The 16,053-nt window shown below is 62.0% G+C and carries 17 protein-coding genes and 1 pseudogene; 2 read left to right on the top strand and 16 right to left on the bottom strand.

The genetic code is table 11. The features are described 5' to 3' along the window. Window positions 1-73 precede the first annotated feature (73 nt). From ABZ677_RS27250 to ABZ677_RS27190, 13 genes are all read right to left on the bottom strand, one after another. The gene (locus ABZ677_RS27250; RefSeq protein ID WP_358375077.1) at window positions 74-841 is read right to left on the bottom strand and encodes a hypothetical protein; all 768 of its coding nucleotides are present in this window, start codon (window positions 839-841) and stop codon (window positions 74-76) included. A 156-nt stretch (window positions 842-997) separates the two neighbouring features. Further along, entirely contained in the window at window positions 998-1,573 is a 576-nt protein-coding gene (locus tag ABZ677_RS27245) for a PIN domain-containing protein (protein WP_030174649.1), read from the bottom strand. 12 nt (window positions 1,574-1,585) lie between these two features. Next, window positions 1,586-2,128: an excisionase family DNA-binding protein gene (locus tag ABZ677_RS27240; RefSeq protein ID WP_030174646.1), complete on the bottom strand. Its 543-nt coding sequence runs from the start codon at window positions 2,126-2,128 to the stop codon at window positions 1,586-1,588. Window positions 2,129-2,245: 117 nt separating this feature from the next. Beyond that, the gene (locus tag ABZ677_RS27235; RefSeq protein ID WP_358375072.1) at window positions 2,246-2,779 is read right to left on the bottom strand and encodes a hypothetical protein; all 534 of its coding nucleotides are present in this window, start codon (window positions 2,777-2,779) and stop codon (window positions 2,246-2,248) included. A 181-nt stretch (window positions 2,780-2,960) separates the two neighbouring features. Next, complete coding sequence (locus ABZ677_RS27230) at window positions 2,961-3,425, bottom strand: hypothetical protein (protein ID WP_084890952.1); 465 nt, start codon at window positions 3,423-3,425, stop codon at window positions 2,961-2,963. A 182-nt stretch (window positions 3,426-3,607) separates the two neighbouring features. Further along, a complete protein-coding gene (locus ABZ677_RS27225; RefSeq protein WP_110473066.1) occupies window positions 3,608-4,411 on the bottom strand; it encodes a CbtA family protein in 804 nt (267 codons plus the stop codon). A gap of 15 nt (window positions 4,412-4,426) precedes the next feature. Further along, window positions 4,427-4,669 carry a CbtB-domain containing protein gene (locus ABZ677_RS27220; protein WP_245938248.1) on the bottom strand — a complete coding sequence of 81 codons (243 nt, stop codon included), beginning with the start codon at window positions 4,667-4,669 and terminating at the stop codon, window positions 4,427-4,429. 152 nt (window positions 4,670-4,821) lie between these two features. After that, the gene (locus ABZ677_RS27215) at window positions 4,822-6,534 is read right to left on the bottom strand and encodes a hypothetical protein (protein WP_110473067.1); all 1,713 of its coding nucleotides are present in this window, start codon (window positions 6,532-6,534) and stop codon (window positions 4,822-4,824) included. Between the two features lie 19 nt (window positions 6,535-6,553). Continuing rightward, window positions 6,554-6,871, bottom strand: coding sequence for a hypothetical protein (locus ABZ677_RS27210; protein ID WP_084890958.1), 318 nt, complete (start codon window positions 6,869-6,871; stop codon window positions 6,554-6,556). 3 nt (window positions 6,872-6,874) lie between these two features. Then, window positions 6,875-8,413 (bottom strand): tubulin-like doman-containing protein, encoded by a 1,539-nt coding sequence (locus ABZ677_RS27205; protein WP_110473068.1) that lies wholly within the window; start codon window positions 8,411-8,413, stop codon window positions 6,875-6,877. Further along, a complete protein-coding gene (locus tag ABZ677_RS27200; protein WP_245938249.1) occupies window positions 8,413-9,450 on the bottom strand; it encodes an AAA family ATPase in 1,038 nt (345 codons plus the stop codon). Before ABZ677_RS27200 ends, ABZ677_RS27205 begins: the two co-directional genes overlap by 1 nt. Before the next feature lie 7 nt (window positions 9,451-9,457). Then, on the bottom strand, window positions 9,458-10,495 hold the full coding sequence (locus ABZ677_RS27195; protein ID WP_247207625.1) for an aliphatic amidase: 1,038 nt from the start codon (window positions 10,493-10,495) through the stop codon (window positions 9,458-9,460). Window positions 10,496-10,769: 274 nt separating this feature from the next. After that, window positions 10,770-11,207 carry a MarR family transcriptional regulator gene (locus ABZ677_RS27190; protein ID WP_358375065.1) on the bottom strand — a complete coding sequence of 146 codons (438 nt, stop codon included), beginning with the start codon at window positions 11,205-11,207 and terminating at the stop codon, window positions 10,770-10,772. A 53-nt stretch (window positions 11,208-11,260) separates the two neighbouring features. Here ABZ677_RS27190 and ABZ677_RS27185 point away from each other — a divergent pair, with 53 nt between their 5' ends. After that, entirely contained in the window at window positions 11,261-12,361 is a 1,101-nt protein-coding gene (locus ABZ677_RS27185; RefSeq protein WP_358375063.1) for a substrate-binding domain-containing protein, read from the top strand. A gap of 389 nt (window positions 12,362-12,750) precedes the next feature. Further along, window positions 12,751-13,395: pseudogene (locus ABZ677_RS27180) on the top strand (SDR family NAD(P)-dependent oxidoreductase); the annotation flags it as partial. 345 nt (window positions 13,396-13,740) lie between these two features. Here the strand turns inward: ABZ677_RS27180 and ABZ677_RS27175 are convergent. The 3 genes from ABZ677_RS27175 to ABZ677_RS27165 are packed head-to-tail and all read right to left on the bottom strand — an operon-like array spanning window position 13,741 to window position 15,777. Continuing rightward, the gene (locus ABZ677_RS27175; protein WP_058037489.1) at window positions 13,741-14,043 is read right to left on the bottom strand and encodes a hypothetical protein; all 303 of its coding nucleotides are present in this window, start codon (window positions 14,041-14,043) and stop codon (window positions 13,741-13,743) included. Beyond that, a complete protein-coding gene (locus tag ABZ677_RS27170; RefSeq protein WP_358375060.1) occupies window positions 14,040-14,609 on the bottom strand; it encodes a type 1 glutamine amidotransferase domain-containing protein in 570 nt (189 codons plus the stop codon). The genes ABZ677_RS27175 and ABZ677_RS27170 overlap by 4 nt, the downstream gene beginning before the upstream one ends. A gap of 1 nt (window position 14,610) precedes the next feature. Continuing rightward, a complete protein-coding gene (locus ABZ677_RS27165; protein WP_358375057.1) occupies window positions 14,611-15,777 on the bottom strand; it encodes a glutathione-independent formaldehyde dehydrogenase in 1,167 nt (388 codons plus the stop codon). Window positions 15,778-16,053 lie beyond the last annotated feature (276 nt).

Below are 16,053 nucleotides of genomic sequence, written 5' to 3'. Positions count from 1 at the left end.
ATCCTCACGGAACTCCTGGGGGTACGGCTTAGGCACAGCTACATCCTTCCCGACCGCCCGAAGGCAAGCCAGATCAGATGTCACCTATCCGTGCACCAGGCCCCTCCGTGATCTCTTGCTTGGACGAGTGAACTGGCCCGCGGGTTGAGTTGCCGGCGAGCGCTATTTCGTTGATCCGTCGCAGATGATGCCAGGTAGCAAACTGACGGACGGGTCGCTCGATGTCAGCATTGGCGATGTTGGCGAGCTTCTCTTCGAGCCATCGTTCGAAGAGCGCGATGTATTTGTCGCGAGTGGGCAGCGCCTGGTGGTGCACGAGAACTGATCGGAGGTGCTCGACATGTTTGCCGCTCGGTTCAAACTGGTCCAGCCCATCATGGCTGAGTGGTGTCGTCCCGGAGGCCATCGCTGAAAGAAGCCCCCGCACCTTGTCGGATCGCTTCCAGGTGAGGATGCTCTCTGGGCGGTCTGCGGCGCATAGCGCATCGATGAGAGACTTGATGCCCTCGGGGGAGCCGTCATGCAGTAAGTCGCATTCCAGGTCGGATCGCAGCGCGCAGCGCGCGCAACTTCCGCGACGGTAGGGGCGTGCTTCTTGCTCGCACGTTCGGCAGTGATAGTCCTGACGGATTCTGGCGCAGTCGCGGCAGACGGGTTGGTCGCCGATGTCTAGGCGACCAGGGAGCATTCGGTTGATTCCGCAACTTGGACAGGGGCCGTAGAGGCTCGTGGCGTCGTAGTAGCACGAGTTGCAGATTTTGCCGTCCGGCCATGTGACTGCAGCCTTGCGCATGTGGCGTTCACAGCGAGCGCACTGAAGATCGCCGTCGGTTGCTTGCATCGGCCACAGCGCTGCCAAGACCGCAGGTAGACACCGGCGATCCGGGTAGTGCGGGGTGTTACACGACGTCGAGGTATTCGCGTGTAGTGCGAATAACCCAACTACTACCTTACATAATATCTATTATTGGTTGCACGCCAACGACTTTCGTTGGATCTAGCTCGCGGCGGCTCGGATCATCTCGACGGCGTCGACCATGCCGTATCGCCGCTCTAGTACTTCGAGTACATGCTCGAGTGTTTCAGGAGGATTGGTGCGTCGGCCAATCATCGTCCGCAGCGCGCGGACCGCAGCGTCGGGCGACACCGCTACCGTGTCAGCAACGAACACAGGTGGTTTGATCACCTGAATCTGAGCGGGCACTCTCCCTTGGGGGAGGTCTGAGATGTTGTTGGAAACGATCGCCTCTGCACCACCGATGACAGCTGCTGCCACGAGGTGCTCATCGTCTGGATCCGGGAGGCTAAATGACCCGTCGAGCACCTCCCAGCCAACGACGCACGCATCGTCGAACGCAGCTGCCATCTGCTCTACGAGGTGCGCTGCTCGTGCCGCGGCGCGTTCCGGATCGGCGCCTCGGTCAACGAGTTTGCGCGCCTCGTGGAACTCGAGTTCTTCAAGGATGGCGTCCGACCATAGGGGGCGATATAGGTTCTCGGCTGCGAGTGAGAGCAGGACGTCTCGTTGCAGGCTCGGCCACAGTACGCAGGTGTCGAGAACGGCTACGAACATGGGTTTATTGTGTCAGCCAGCTTTTTTCGCTGTCTTGCGACGTGCTGCGACTGCTTTACGGGCCTCGCGCAGCTGCCGTCGGATCACCTCTGGGTCATCCTCGACGTCGATAGGCACCGACGTCACCGCAATTGCGTCGTATTGCCGTGTCCGACGGGCATCTCGGTAGGCAAGCACGTCGTCAAGCAGCAGCCGATGCCGATTGCCAACCCGCTCGGCGGCGATCTGGTCGTCGTTGATCAACCGGACGATCGTAGGCCGACTCACGCCGAGCAGGTCGGCGGCCTGCTGCGTCGTGAGGGTCATGCTCTGCGGCGCCACGGTGACAGCTCGGCCTTGAGACATTGCCTCAACTACCCGCTTGAGGACCTGATGAAGGTTCTCCGGCAGCTCGATTCGATCGTGCTCGTCGACCCCGACCAGGGCGTATGCAGGCTGGGCAGTAGTCCCCGCTGACCGTTCATGGGCTTGCAAGAAACTCAACACCGGCGCCAGCTGGTCAGCATGCTCGGGCAGGAACGTCTCAGATGTGAGCGCCTGGGTTTGTGTTGCCATGCCGAACCACCTCACTATACGAACAGAACGAAAGACCTTTCGATACGTTCGAATATGCCAGGTCGTGTCGGAAAAGTCCACCCCGGCCACTGGAGGATGGCCCGCCGCGCACGATGGTCACCGCTCATCGAGGTGCCGGTCGAGTGCTGCTTCCCAAAGGTCGATCTCGTAGGCACTAAATAGATGCAAGGTGTCTTCGGTCAGGATGTAGCCGACGTCTTTGCTGGCGAGGACTTTGGCCTTGACGACCGGGTCGTCCACGCCGTCGGCAAGTCGATCGAGCATCGCGTCGAACGCATCCGCAGATAGCGGGGTAGGCACGGCGGCATCTGGGTCGGCCAGGAGCGGATCGCTCGGTCCGGGTTCGCGGCCGAAGCGGTCCACGAAGTCGCGCCGCAGGGCTTCGAGGGCGCCGGCCATCTCCGCGGCCTGGGGATGCTCCGCAGACATTGCCAGGGTGACATGGCCTGACGATGGGTCGACGTCTCGCTGGACATAGTGCGGATCGCCGTGGCGCTCGAGGACCAGCCGTGCGTGTTCTTCGCGTCGACGTTCGTCGGCGGCGAGCCGTGCTTTGCGGGCGCGGTTCTTGTCGGCTCGGGATCTACTCACGGACATAATGTTATCAATAGTGGTATGCGAATATGCCACTCTTACAGGACTTTCCGGCTTCTACCTTACATAAGGTATCTTATCGGCGTAACCAATTGCGCTGCAATATATTTCGTAACCAGTGACGAAACGTACCGCGAACTTGTACGCGGTTGACGACCTGGTGCCTTTCGTCACCCGTGACGAATCACGTACTCTATACTTCCGTCGTCGGGTTCGACTATGTGCCGGCGTCTGCTGACTGGGCCAGGTACTTTTCGACTTCTTTGCGCATCGTGAGGACGATCGCGGTGGGTAGTCCGACTTCGGCGCTGATGTGTTCGTCGTCGAGTCCGTCGACGAACGCTCCGACGAGCACCGGCCGCAGTTGTGGGGACATCTGCTCGAGGTAGCTGGTGAGTGTGAGCCAGTCCGGTAGCTCTGGCGGCGTGTCTGTAGCAGGTGCGGCGAGGATTGATTCTGCGACGGATCCGATGCGCCCCGAGTAGGGTAATCCCTGGTAGCGAAACACTTTGGGTTTGGTGAGCATCCTGACGATTACCTCGATGGATACGGCCTCGGCGCGCTCCCAGTCCCCGTGTAGGCGGTGGCCGACGGTGAACCGAACAGCGTCATGAGTGTCGCGGACACGATCGAGCCAGTGTTGGAACTGTTCTTGCTTGAAGTCGCACCCTTCATGCGGCACGGGAATTCCCTTCGATGGACTGGACGGTCGACACAGGAGCGGTGTTCGCCTGCCGTTGGAATGACTTGGTCGACGGGGGCCGCCACCTGAAATAGTCGGGATCGAGACAAACGCCCGAAGCCTGGTGGGGGCGCCTGTCGCTCGACTGGACTTCCCCCACCAGGGGTATTGGCGTGAGCTGGTTAGCTGACCAACGCCGACTCCGGGGTGCTGATGCTGGCGCGTCGTGCGATTCGTGTGAGTGCGAGCGTGAACACGATTCCCAGGACCGTCCAGAGGACCACTTGGTTGATGACGGAGTAGAACCGGAAATCAGCCAGGGTGGCGGCAGGGAATCCATCAAAGAGAATCTCGTCGCCGTCAGTGAGTGCTGTGGGTACGTCGTTGTAGGACGGCAGCACCGCGATAGAGATTGCCACCGCGACCACATAGAACGCGCCGGCGCTGATCGCGGCCAGGAGCCCACCGAGTTTGCCCACCAGCCACAATCCGATCACCGCTGCAGCGATGGCGAACCCGACCGAGAGCAGGGTGATCGTAAGATACGCCCCGGTGCGCTCCCCGATCGTCTCGTCGTTTCCCACACCAGGCGGATTCGCAGGATAGGCAGCGAAGGGCACGAGGTACACCGCGACGAATCCTGCCGCTGCCAGCAGTGCGGCCGCCAACCGCGGGTCGGCTCCTCGGTGTCGGCGGCCGAGGTAAGCCCACATTACGGTGAACGCAACGGCGAACAGGGCGCCCATGACCAGCCCGAAGACAATCGAACCGACCCCCGCACCGATGTTCTCCTGGACCGACCGGGTGAACACCTCATGTTCGTGCGCGTGCTCACCGGTAATCGCCGACTCGGCGTGCGAACGCGCCTCCTCATAATCGATTCCCTTCCTCACCAAGGGTTCGAGGACGATGCGGGCGAAGATGTAGGCGGCGACCCCTGCCAGCAGTCCTGCGAGCAGGCCGCTGCGAATGAACTTGTATTCCATGGTGTTGGTTCCTGTTCAGTGGCAGGGGAAGCCGAGGAAGTGACGCGAATCGTGGACGAACTCGTGCACGTGGGTATCGCTACCGAACACCGATACCGCCCCCTGGTCATAGCCCAGGAAGTAGTAGGCCAATAGCGCCAGGACAGTGGTCATGGTCAGCATCAGTGCCACGTTGATGGCCGACACCGTCGGGGTATCCAGTGTCAGCCCCTGGGTCAAAGTCTGTGGCAATACGCCACGTTCAGCAGCCGTGCTCATCGTGATATCTCCTAGGTTGTGTGTCTTCACAAAGATCGGGGTCGATCATTGGTGGTGCCGCGGATGGAACGGCGGGCCGAGTTGCCATCGCCATCGGGCGTTGGCAACTCGACCGACCGGCAGGTAGGTAGGTAGGTAGGCAGGTAGGTAGGTCAGGGTGTGGGAACCACCGTCTTGACAACCTCGGTCATGACCTCGGTGGTGTAGTCGACCGCTGTCGCGGGCAGGTCAGCGTCGGCGTTGCCGAATTCTTCGATGGTGAGTCGGGTATTCCACCCTGGCGATCCGGGCAACGCTTGTCCCATGACCCCTTCGAACTGGTCGGAGGGCTCGGAGAGAACGATTCCCAGTTCCAGCAACCAGGACGACAGTTCAATGCGTTCGGCTGTCGGTACGGCGTCGTAGAGTTTCTTCGCCTCGGCGAACGCGGTGAGGTCGGCTTTAGCAACACCCGGGATGATGATGTTGGTGTACAGGGTCAGCTCGTCGAAGAACTCGTGGTCGGAGGTCCGCAAGAATCCGTCTTCGCCGGGAAGGAGGTATTGGCCCAGGGTTTCCTCGAGTGTGCGCTGGAGCGTGGGATTCCACTTGGTCCGTGCCGAATAGGTATGTGCTTCCATGTATTCGGTCTTGAATCCTTCCCGCAGACCCATCCATTTGGGCATATAGCCGATCCAGTCGCTGATCGCGGCCCGCCACTTGCTCATCGGCTCGCCCGGCAACACCTCTACGCCGGGGTGCATCAACTTGGCGACGTTGAAGATCGTGAAGTTCCGGGGACCGAAGCTGATGCGTTCGTGCGGCGCCCCGGTGAAGCCTCCCGCGCGAAGGACACGGAAGATCTCCCTGCCGTAGTCATGAACCACATACCGGGCGAACGAGTCATCGACGAACTTGTTCGTGACATGCAGGGCCTGTTGGTGGCGAACCTCGGGCAGGACACCCTTTTTGATCGTCGTGTACCGGAACAACCGTTCCCACGACTGTTCCTGGGGCAGGGCCAGGAATCCACCGTTGAAGGGGTTTTTGTACATGTCACCCCAGATCGCGGTGATCTTGTCGTTCTTTCGCTCGTCGAGCATGCAATCGATTTCATTGAGCGTGGTGTATACCGATGCGCCGCTCTGATATTGCGGATCGCCTGAGCACGGCAGGAAACCGGCGCCGATCACCGGGACGCGGCGGCCCAGGGCTCCGTTGGTCAAGTGCCGGGCCAGGTCCACGACCATGCCGCTGCCGGTGCCGCCGCCGATGCCGAACGCGACCAAGACCATAGACGGCAGGCCCGTCTTGTCGATGCTGTCCGCGAAGTCGCGAATCTCCTTGTAGAGCGGGCGGTCCCCGTCGTAGTACGCCCGGCCGTAGATGGCCTTGGCCAGTGAACGCGGGATGTGCTCATCGGCAGAGGGAACCTCGAGCTGGGCGACGTAGTTCTTCTCACCTGTGGGTAGGTTCGCCGTGGACGGCAGCCACGAGAAGGTCTCGGGCGCAGGGCCATTCCAGTCAAAGCGCGGGAACTCCCGGCCGAGGAACTGGGGGAACCGGTTGACGGTCTCAGCTAGTTCGTCGGCGGTGGGAACATCCAGGCTGACCGTGCGTATTTGCGCGCGCTCGGCGGGAATGCCTCGTTCCTCCAGGCGTGAGTGGAAGGAGTCTGCGTACTGCCGCAGCTGGCGCATGTCGCCTTCGCCGATGTCCACCGCCAAGGCGGTGAATCGAGCTCGGGGATCTTCCAGAAGGTCTTCGATCTCGCCGGTGCGCAAGAACGCGTCGATGAGCTGCGCGCCTGCCTTTCCGATGCCGACGATGTTGATGCAGTGCGGGGATTGTTTACCGGTGGCGCTGTGGTACATCGAAAATGCCATGGTGTGTCTCGCTTTCTCTCTAGTCCAGGTAGCCGAGGTCTTTGAGGACGGTGGCGGTCACCGTCGGACGCTCGTCGGCGATGGTGGTGCGGTATTGGTCGATGAACTCGTTGGCGACGCGGGTCATGGTGCCGGCGTTGACCATGTCGATCGCCCGCTCCAGGTTCGAGCGGGTGAGGGAGGCTTTCCACAGTCGATGTGTGACGTGGATGTACTCGTCGTCGACGCCGCTGACTGAGATCTTCGCCCCTCCCGGCAACGAGTCGACTTCGGCTCCGTCCCCGTATTTGGCGACGATCATGTCCCAGTCGAGCTTGTCGCCGTCCAGTCTGGCCATCTGTCAGCCGGCCACGAGATCGAGTTCGCCGCGAATCGCCGCGTGCGGGACAACGACCCAGCACGCGCATCCGAGCAGGCATTCACCGCCGACACCTTCGAACCGTGTCGAGGGTTCACAGAGCAGCACACCCAGATCCAGCAGCCAGGAGTGGCGCATCAGCTTCTGTTCCCATTCCAGGCTGTCGTAGGCCACGCGGCTTGGGACGAAGGACTTCAGATCTAGCTTGCTCAGTCGCGGAATGTACAGACTCACCGACTCCGGTCCGGAGGTGGCGAATCCGAGTCCGGTCGGACCGACAAGAGTCGAGACGACAGAGGTCACACCCTGCGCGGCCTCCGATGCTGCAGAATCGTCGGCCTGCGCCCCGAAGAGACGGACCTCCGCGAACTCGGGCACCACCGTGTCGGTCAGCTCCTGGGCGCTGAGCAGGGTGCCCGCAGAGGCGCCGACGCTGAGCAGGCTGATCCACTTGTCGGTCTGGTCGCCGCGGGTCGCCGGGTGCCAGGCGTTGGCCGGGACGTTGAGCCAGTTGAGCGCTTTGATGGACTCATACAGGTGTACGCCGCCATCGCGGAGCACAAAATCGCTCAAACCTTGATCGATCCGGGCGTGAGTGTGCTCGACGCTGCCAGTCTCCTCGTATACAGCGTTCTGCGGAACAGCGAAAAAGCCTGCCGTGAAAGGGTTCTTGTACAGATCGCCCCACACCGTCATGACGCCCTTGTTCTTGTCGGCGTCGACCATGCAGTCGAGTTCGTTGATCGTGATGAAGGTGCGGCCGTCACTGAGCTCGACCGGATCGCCGTCGGACGGCAGGACCCCGATGCCCAACACCAGAGCCCGTCGGCCCAGTCGGATATTGGACAGGTGACGAGCGAGCTCCACGACGATGCCGCTGCCGGTGCCGCCGGCGAGCGAGAACACCACGCACACGATCGGGGTGTCTTCGCTCTCGAGGACCTTGTCCGCGAACCCATCCAGAGCTACCGCGACATCCCCGCCGGTGTAATAGTCGACACCGTACAAAGCTTTGGACACCGCTCGCGGGAAATGTGAACCGGCTGCGGGGATGTCGAGGTCGTTCGGCAACCAGGGCTCGTAGTTGGGGTTCCAATAATACCGGGGGTACTCGGTCTTGAGGAACTCCCGGTACCGGCGCAACCCGCTGAACAACGTGGCGTTGTCCAGGGCGGGAATGTTCACCGTCTGTCCGCTGACGCGGTCCGGGGCAGCGGCCAGCGCCTCGGTGACCGAGCTCAGTTCGGCCTCTCCGATGTCGATGGCCAGGGAATCAAAGGCGACATCCGTGCCGGCCGCTACACCCCCGGCCGAATGCGATCTGATCATGCTCTCGATGACGTTGGCGCCGGTCTTCCCGATCCCCAGCACGTGAAGAGAAAAAGGACCCTCGTGATCACCGATGCGGTGGACTCCCTGACCCACCAGTGCTTCAATCCGGGAGAGATCGGTGGTCAGTCCCAGAGACTCACTGTCGCAAGCATCGTGGGAGTGGCCGTGATCGTGTCCAGAGGTAGACATTATTTTCCTTCCATTGGTGTAACCAAAAATTCTTCGGCGGTCTGCTCCGGCCCCACTGTCGTCGGGGAGCAGGAGTGTGATGGACGGCATGCGATGGTCTGTCCGCTGTCGACCACCACATGTAGAGCGGCGGGGTCGCGTCGTGTCGCGGCAATCGCGTCCACGGCATCGGCGATCGCCGGCAGTAGGTGGCGGCGTATCGATCTGCGCAACGCGCGTGCGCCATACCGCGGATCGAAGCCCTGCTCGACGAGGTGACCAACGAGGCTGTCGTCGAAGTCAATGTGCACGTACCCTCTAGCGAGCACCTGGGTGATGCGGCCAAGCTCGAGATCAATGATCTGATGCGCGACGCCGCGGTCGATCGCCGCAAACCTGACGACCTCGTCAATCCGATTAAGGAACTCCGGGTCGAAGAAGCTCTCGATCGCCTTCCCGATGGCATCATCGGGCGAGCGAAAACTCCACCACGGTCGACGCACCACCGATCGGCGGCTTCCCAGGTTGGTAGTCAAGATGACGTGACAGTTCCGGAATCCGATGGTCCCGGTCCCCGAACTGAGCCGCAGCACACCGGTGTCGAGCACATGGAGCAAGGCCCTGATCACGACCGGATGCGCTTTCTCAACCTCATCGAAGAGCACGATCCCCGGCGTGTACGGATCGCCCTCGATTCTGCTCTTGTCGAAAAGAGTCGTCGACTCCTTGCTTCCGGAATATCCCGGGGGCGCACCGGAAAACGACGCAGCATAGTGCTCTTGAGCCAACGCGCTCATGTCGATCCGGCAGAAGTCTTCGGGTCCTGCGCGTAGTGCGCCCGCCAGCGCCCGCACCATCGAGGTCTTGCCCACACCGGTCGGGCCGGCGAACAACAGCACCGACAAAGGCCGGTCGTGGTGGCCCAGGCCAGCGCGTGCGATACGCACCGCACGGCTCACCGCATCGACCGCACCGTGTTGCCCGATCACCGTTGCCGCCAGGTGGGCAGCAAGGGGGTCCTCGGACTGGCGAATCTCGGATCCGGGTGTGGTGGTCACGGCACGCTCAGACTTCCTGAACCTTCTCCACCGGCAGGTCGCCCACGGGGCAATCGGCGACGCCGATGGTGTCCCGGGTGAACGCCTCGACGTTCTCCTGCGCCTTCTGCGCATCGGTCACCCAGGTCTTGTAGAAGTCGAAGGGACAGTCAGCGATCCCTTTGTCGCCGTCGCCGGCGGCGTGAACGCCGGTGTATCCGCGGTGCAGCAGTTTGAACAGATGGTTCTGCGACTGATCGTTCTTACGAGCGTCGCGGATCTCGTTGATCGACAACTGGGCGTATTGGATTCCGTACTCTTCGGCACCGGTCTCTCCGAGAGTCCGGCCATCGAAACCGATGACCGCCGAGTGCCCGAAGTAGGTGTAGACCCCATCGAAGCCGGCAGCGTTGGCGACCGCCACATAAACATTGTTGGCCCAGGCCATTGCCTTGGCCATCATCACGGTCTGGTCGGCAGCGGGGTACATGTACCCCTGCCCCCGGACGATGAGTTCTGCTCCCTTCATGGCGCAGTCACGCCAGATCTCGGGATAGTTGCCGTCATCGCAGACGATCAACGAGACCTTCATCCCCTTCGGCCCGTCGCACACGTAGGTGCCCGACCCCGGGTACCACGGCTCGATAGGAGTCCATGGCAGCACCTTTCGGTACTTCTGCACGATCTCACCCTGATCATTCATGAGAATGAGAGTGTTGTAGGGCGGCTTGTGGGGATGGTCTTCGTGCTGCTCACCGGTCAGCGAAAAGACACCCCAGGTCTTGGCATCACGGCAGGCCTGGGCGAAGACCTGGGTCTCGGGGCCCGGAATCGAGGCCGCGGTGTCGTACATCTCGTCTGTGTCGTACATGATCCCTTGAGTGGAGTACTCCGGGAACACAATGAGATCCATGCCGGGGATTCCCTGTTTGATGCCGCGAACCATCTCGGCGATCTTCTCGGCGTTCGCTAACACCTCAGCCCTGGTGTGCAGCCGAGGCATCTTGTAGTTGACTACCGCCACACCCACAGTGTCTGGGCTCGACGAAATATCTCCATGGCGCATACCCTGAGCTCACTTTCGACCAGGCGCATCACCCGAAACCCGCAGGCTCCGAGCAACACACACTCCGACGCGGCGATACGACTATCAACCACCAACTACTTCCAGGTGAAGTAGTACCAAATGGAATCATTGCATAGGCTGGATTACCAAGAGGTACGAACGAGGTAAATACTGTGTTTCGCGTCAGCCGCAAAGAGGTCAGCACCAGCTACCGCACTGTGGAATGCCAAGGAAGCCTGCCACTCATGCGCAGGAATCAGGGGGCCGCGAATTACTACCTGATGGACGCGGGCACCGTTGACGCGAGCAACTCGGCCAGAGCCCTGACCGCCTGGGTGCCTGCTTGCGGGAGTTGCGCGAGGATGCCAGCTTCAGCCGACTGAAGGCGGACAGCGAGTTCGGCGCCAGGTTTGGTCAACAGTGCCACAACCTTACGCCGATCGAAGGGATCGATCTGCCGAACAACAACACCGGATGACACCAACCGGTCCAGATTCCTCGTCAACGACGCCGCCGGCAGCGCTGCGATGTGCGCCAGCTCAGTCATAGGCAGAACTTCGTGGTCCCGCAGCGCCCCCACGATGCGCCACTGCTCGACGGAGACGCCCTCGGCGTCGCTGGTGGACCGCAGCGCCGCAAAAAGCGCCCGCTCACACTGTGCAAGCAACAGCAACAAACTAGGATCAGAGGTGATCTTGACCGCCGAACTCACGTCGCCCTCCCCCGATATTGGTCCGAATCAACAACTGCCGAGGCTGATCGCATATGAACCACCCTCCTGTTGAACGTACCCGAGGATCGACACATTCGAGACTTAACCGCGCAGGCCAGTCGTATCGCATCGGCTACATCTACCCCCAATCAGGACCGGCCGGCATCTACGGCCCCTCCTGCCAATCCTGCGGCCAACTCGCCGTCGACAGACTCAACGCAACCGATGGAATACGCTCGCGACCAGTCGAACTGGTACCCATCGATGGAGGCCTCACCCCGCCCCAGGTAGCCCACCACGTCGACACACTCATTACACAAGGCGCCATCGACGCCATCACCGGGTGGCACATCTCCGCCGTACGCGCCGAGGTAGCACGCACAACCGCAAGCCGCATCCCCTACGTCTACGCAGCGCTCCACGAAGGAGGGACACTGAGCCCGCACGTGGTCTACGCCGGGGAAAGTCCCGCCATGCAAATCGGACCCGCCCTGCACTGGCTACACACCGAAATGGGACTTCAACGCTGGGCCATCGTCGGAAACGACTACATCTGGCCCCGCAACACCGCCCAGTACGTCCACCGATACACCCGAACCAACAACCTCACCATCACCGGCGAAAAGTACGTACCCCTCGGAACAGACAACTACGACACCGTCGTCCACGAACTAACAACCAACCCACCCGACGGAGTCATCATGCTCCTCGTCGGCCAAGACGCAGTGTCCTTTAGCCGAGCATTCACCAACGCCGGACTTACCAGCGACATAGCCAGATTCAGCCCCATCATCGAAGAAAACGTCCTCCTGGCCGCCGACTCAAACAGCAACCACAACCTCTACGCCAGCGCCGGCTACTTCGACACCCTCCTCACCAGCCAAGCCCTCGACTTCGCCACCACCTACCAAAACACCTACGGCGACCGCTCCCCCCGACTCAACAGCATCGGCGAATCCTGCTACGAAGCAATCATGCTCCTCGCCGCCCTACAAACCCCACCCAACGACCCCCCACACGACCGAGTATTCGAATCCCCCCGCGGACGAACCACCCTCACCGGCAACCAAATAAACCAAGACATCTACATCGCACAAGCCGACGGACTCGAATTCGACGTACTCGACAGAATCAACCACCCCAACTTAACGTAATATCTATTACCGGCGTAAACGTTTGTGCGGCAATGCATTTCGTCACCAGTGACGAAATGTAACGTGTCCCCGCAGCAATGAAGTCAGCCGCTCTACATTGGGGCTGCGGTTTCACTCGATGGGCTGCGCGTCCTTGTTCACGTGCATCGGGTGGCCGGTGGCGTCCTCGCCGCAACGGCTACGGGACCGCCGCGAGCCTTACCGGATTGCTCTCGCTGTCCAGGGCCCTCGCTACAGATGTTGTTTCGTGTTCTCGAGAGGGTCACCGACAGTGACCCTCTCGCTGGGGACTCCCCGCGATGGGGTGAAGAGCGTTGACTCGAAATCACCACACAGAGATCCCGTACCTTGGCATCGCTGCCTCGGACGCATTCAAGGAGCACTACACAATGACAGAGAGCAACAACGTCTGGTTTGTCACCGGCGCAAGCCGCGGATTGGGTATTCGCATCGCCCGAGCAGCGTTGGAGGCCGGGCATCAGGTCGTCGCGACCGGGCGCGACCCGCAGCGAGTCCTCGATGCAGTCGGTGCCCACGACAACCTTCACACGGTGGCGCTCGATGTCACCGACCCTGACGCCGCTCGCGCCGCGGCGGAGTCAGCGGTGGAGCGATTCGGTCGCATCGACGTCCTGGTGAACAATGCCGGCAACTTCTACGCCGGCTACTTCGAGAACATCAGTCCAGATCAGAACGCTCTCGGGTATGCCCTCATGCAGCCCCTGCATCACGACGATCCCCGGCCCAACAACGCCCGAAGCATCTTCCTCGATCCCGGCGCGCGCACCTTCTTTCGTGAATGGGCCGCAGTCGCCGACGACACCGTGGCACTGCTGCGTGCCGAAGCCGGCCGCGACCCCCACGACCGAGCCCTGTCCGACCTCATCGGCGAGCTAAGCACGCGCAGTGACGAGTTCCGGGTGCGGTGGGCCGCGCACGACGTGCGGGTCCACAACACCGGCATCAAAAAGGTGCGCCACCCGATCGTCGGCGATCTGGACATGCCGTACGAGTCGTTGCCCCTCGATCCCGCTGCAGCCCTGAGCCTGGTCACCTACCTGCCCGAACCTGGATCTGCCACTGCAGACGCGCTAGCTAACGGTGAGGTGTGCTACCGACAATTCGTGCAGTGCGAAGCCGCGCAAATCGTCAACTTGTCGGAAGACGACTCCCAGGGTGGCCCACCCACCTCAGCAAACACCTTCGGAACGCCGAACACCGACCTACACGTGATCCTGTCCCCACACCGACATATCAGGGTGTACGCGGACAACAAGCCCCAGAGAAGGGGCCGCTGCCGCGCCAAGGGCGGGCTGTGTCAGCCCATGACGCCGCGCAGCGACCCCTCCGCTCGAGTCTCGTGCCCCGAATCCGTGGTGTCAGGCGGGGAGCTTGGAAGCCAGGACGTCGAGCTTCTCGATCGTGGGTTCGGAGAACAACGTGCCGGCGTTTTCGCCGAGTGCTACCGCCACGGGTCCGGACAGGTGGGCGTCACGTCCGGCGTCGTCCGGAAAAACGTCGAAGATCCCGAACGAGGACGGGCCGAGGCGGATCGCGAACCACGCGACGGTGGCCTGCTCACCCTCGACAAGCCCACGGCCGCTGTCAAGGAAGTCCCTCACCTCGTCCTCCTTCCCGGGCAACGCGTCGAACCTGACCAGCAGTCCCTTTGTCACACTCATGACGACACCTCTTCCTGTACCGAAGTGCCCGCGAATTGGGACACGATCGCGTCGCAGAACGCCGACAGATCATCGGGCGAGCGGCTTGTGATGAGATTCTTGTCGACCACCACGTCCTGGTCAACGACGTCGGCGCCAGCGTTGCGCAGGTCCGTGCGGATGCTCGGGAAGGACGTCAGGGTGCGACCAGTGACCACACCGGCCTCGATCAACGTCCAAGGCCCGTGACAGATCGCCGCCACTGGCTTACCGCTCTCGACGAAGTCGCGGACGAAGGCGACAGAGTCTTGGTCGACCCGGAGCTTGTCGGGGTTCACCGTCCCGCCCGGAAGCACCAAGGCGTCGTAGTCGGCCACCGAGGCCTCGGCCACCAGCCCGTCGACGCTGAACGTCCCCGCCGGATCCAGGTCGCTATCGCGGGCCTGGATCTCGCCCTCGCCGACCGAGAGGACCTCTGTCCGGGCTCCGGCCCGGTCCAGTGCCTCGCGGGGTTGCTCGAGCTCGACGCGTTCGACCCCGTCCGCGGCGAGGATCGCGACTCTCCTGCCCTGCAGATCTACTGCCACGTCAGTTCGCCTTCTTTCCGCTGGACATACCTGGCTTGATGACAACCTTGGTCCAGCCCTCCGACCTGGAGTCGAAGTTCCTGTAGGCGTCGGCGGCCTCCTCCAGCGAGATCTCGTGGGAGACGATCCAGGACGGCTTCGCCTTGTCAGCCGCGATCAGGTCCCGGAGCCGACGGTTGTACTTCTTGACCGGGCACTGACCGTTGCCCATGGTCTGCCCCTTGAACCAGTGGGTGCCGAAGTCGATGGCCGCCTTGCCCTGCTTGGCCAAGTCGTCCTTGGCGCCTGGATCCTGGGGGACGAACACGCCGACGGTACCGATCCCGCCGGTGAAGCGCACCGCGTTAATGAGCATGTTCAAGGTGACAGCCGTGTCTTCGTTGCCCTGAGGATCATGGGCCTGATAGCCCACGCACTCGCAGCCACGATCGGCTCCGAGCCCCATCGTCTCGTCCAGCACCGCCTGCACCGGGTCGGTCTTGGAGTCGTCGATGGCGATTGCTCCGATCTGCTCGGCCAGCGCGAGCCGGTCGGGGTGGCGATCGACCACCATGACCTTCGCAGCCCCCTTGATCGTCGCGGACAGGGCAGCCATCAGCCCCACCGGTCCGGCCCCGGCGATCACGACGCTGTCGCCCGGGATCACGCCGGCCATCTCGGTGGCGTGGTAACCGGTGGGGAAGATGTCGGAGAGCATGACGTAGTCGTTCTCCTTCTCCTGCGCATCCTCACCCAGGCGCAGCGCGTTGTGGTCGCCGAAGGGGACCCGGAGCAGCTCCGCTTGGCCTCCGCCGTACGAGCCCATGTCTGCAAATCCGTATGCCGCACCGGCGGCCGACGGGTCAGGCTGCGTGGTCAGGCAGTAATTCGTGAGACCGCGCTCGCAGTTCTTGCAGAACCCGCACGAGATGTTGAAAGGCAGCACGACCCGGTCGCCCACCTTGACCTTCTCCACGCCCTGACCGACCTCCACCACCTCCCCCATGTTCTCGTGGCCGAACGTGCGGCCCTGCTCGAAGGAGGTCCGGCCCTCATACATGTGCAGGTCCGAGCCGCAGATATTGGTCGTTGTCATCTTGACCAGCACATCGGTGGGACGTTCGATCTTCGCGTCCGGAACATCCGTGACCGCGACATCTCTGGGCCCCTGATAGACGACAGCCTTCATGGCGAGTCTCCAATGGTTGTGCGTGGTAAACCTCTGACTTCCTCACACTCACACTGGGACAACGCCGCGTCAAGTAAATGGAGGCCATCAGGATACGCCTCACGCCACCACCGCAACCGCCCCAGACCAGCCACCCCAAGGCTCACAGCAGTTCAGATACCCACATCATGGCAGTGACGGTGGGACTATCTCGTTAACGGTGTTTCGGCCGTTTTCATCAGTAGGTTTCTGATCCGGGCCAACGATCCGCGAACGTGATCGCGAAGGCATTGAGAG

The sequence above is a fragment of the Rhodococcus sp. NPDC006774 genome, assembly GCF_040636045.1.
GTDB lineage: Bacteria > Actinomycetota > Actinomycetes > Mycobacteriales > Mycobacteriaceae > Rhodococcoides.
The sequence above is the reverse complement of the archived record's forward strand: the minus strand, read 5'-3'. Positions and strand labels throughout refer to the sequence as shown.

What these genes read in the sequence shown, in the direction of transcription:
- ABZ677_RS27185 (WP_358375063.1), top strand. Translation starts at nt 11,261, where the DNA reads ATGAACCACCCTCCTGTTGAACGTACCCGAGGATCGACACATTCGAGA.
- ABZ677_RS27205 (WP_110473068.1), bottom strand. Translation starts at nt 8,413, where the DNA reads ATGTCTACCTCTGGACACGATCACGGCCACTCCCACGATGCTTGCGAC.
- ABZ677_RS27240 (WP_030174646.1), bottom strand. Translation starts at nt 2,128, where the DNA reads ATGGCAACACAAACCCAGGCGCTCACATCTGAGACGTTCCTGCCCGAG.
- ABZ677_RS27195 (WP_247207625.1), bottom strand. Translation starts at nt 10,495, where the DNA reads ATGCGCCATGGAGATATTTCGTCGAGCCCAGACACTGTGGGTGTGGCG.
- ABZ677_RS27245 (WP_030174649.1), bottom strand. Translation starts at nt 1,573, where the DNA reads ATGTTCGTAGCCGTTCTCGACACCTGCGTACTGTGGCCGAGCCTGCAA.
- ABZ677_RS27215 (WP_110473067.1), bottom strand. Translation starts at nt 6,534, where the DNA reads ATGGCATTTTCGATGTACCACAGCGCCACCGGTAAACAATCCCCGCAC.
- ABZ677_RS27220 (WP_245938248.1), bottom strand. Translation starts at nt 4,669, where the DNA reads ATGAGCACGGCTGCTGAACGTGGCGTATTGCCACAGACTTTGACCCAG.
- ABZ677_RS27210 (WP_084890958.1), bottom strand. Translation starts at nt 6,871, where the DNA reads ATGGCCAGACTGGACGGCGACAAGCTCGACTGGGACATGATCGTCGCC.
- ABZ677_RS27165 (WP_358375057.1), bottom strand. Translation starts at nt 15,777, where the DNA reads ATGAAGGCTGTCGTCTATCAGGGGCCCAGAGATGTCGCGGTCACGGAT.
- ABZ677_RS27225 (WP_110473066.1), bottom strand. Translation starts at nt 4,411, where the DNA reads ATGGAATACAAGTTCATTCGCAGCGGCCTGCTCGCAGGACTGCTGGCA.
- ABZ677_RS27175 (WP_058037489.1), bottom strand. Translation starts at nt 14,043, where the DNA reads ATGAGTGTGACAAAGGGACTGCTGGTCAGGTTCGACGCGTTGCCCGGG.
- ABZ677_RS27250 (WP_358375077.1), bottom strand. Translation starts at nt 841, where the DNA reads ATGCAAGCAACCGACGGCGATCTTCAGTGCGCTCGCTGTGAACGCCAC.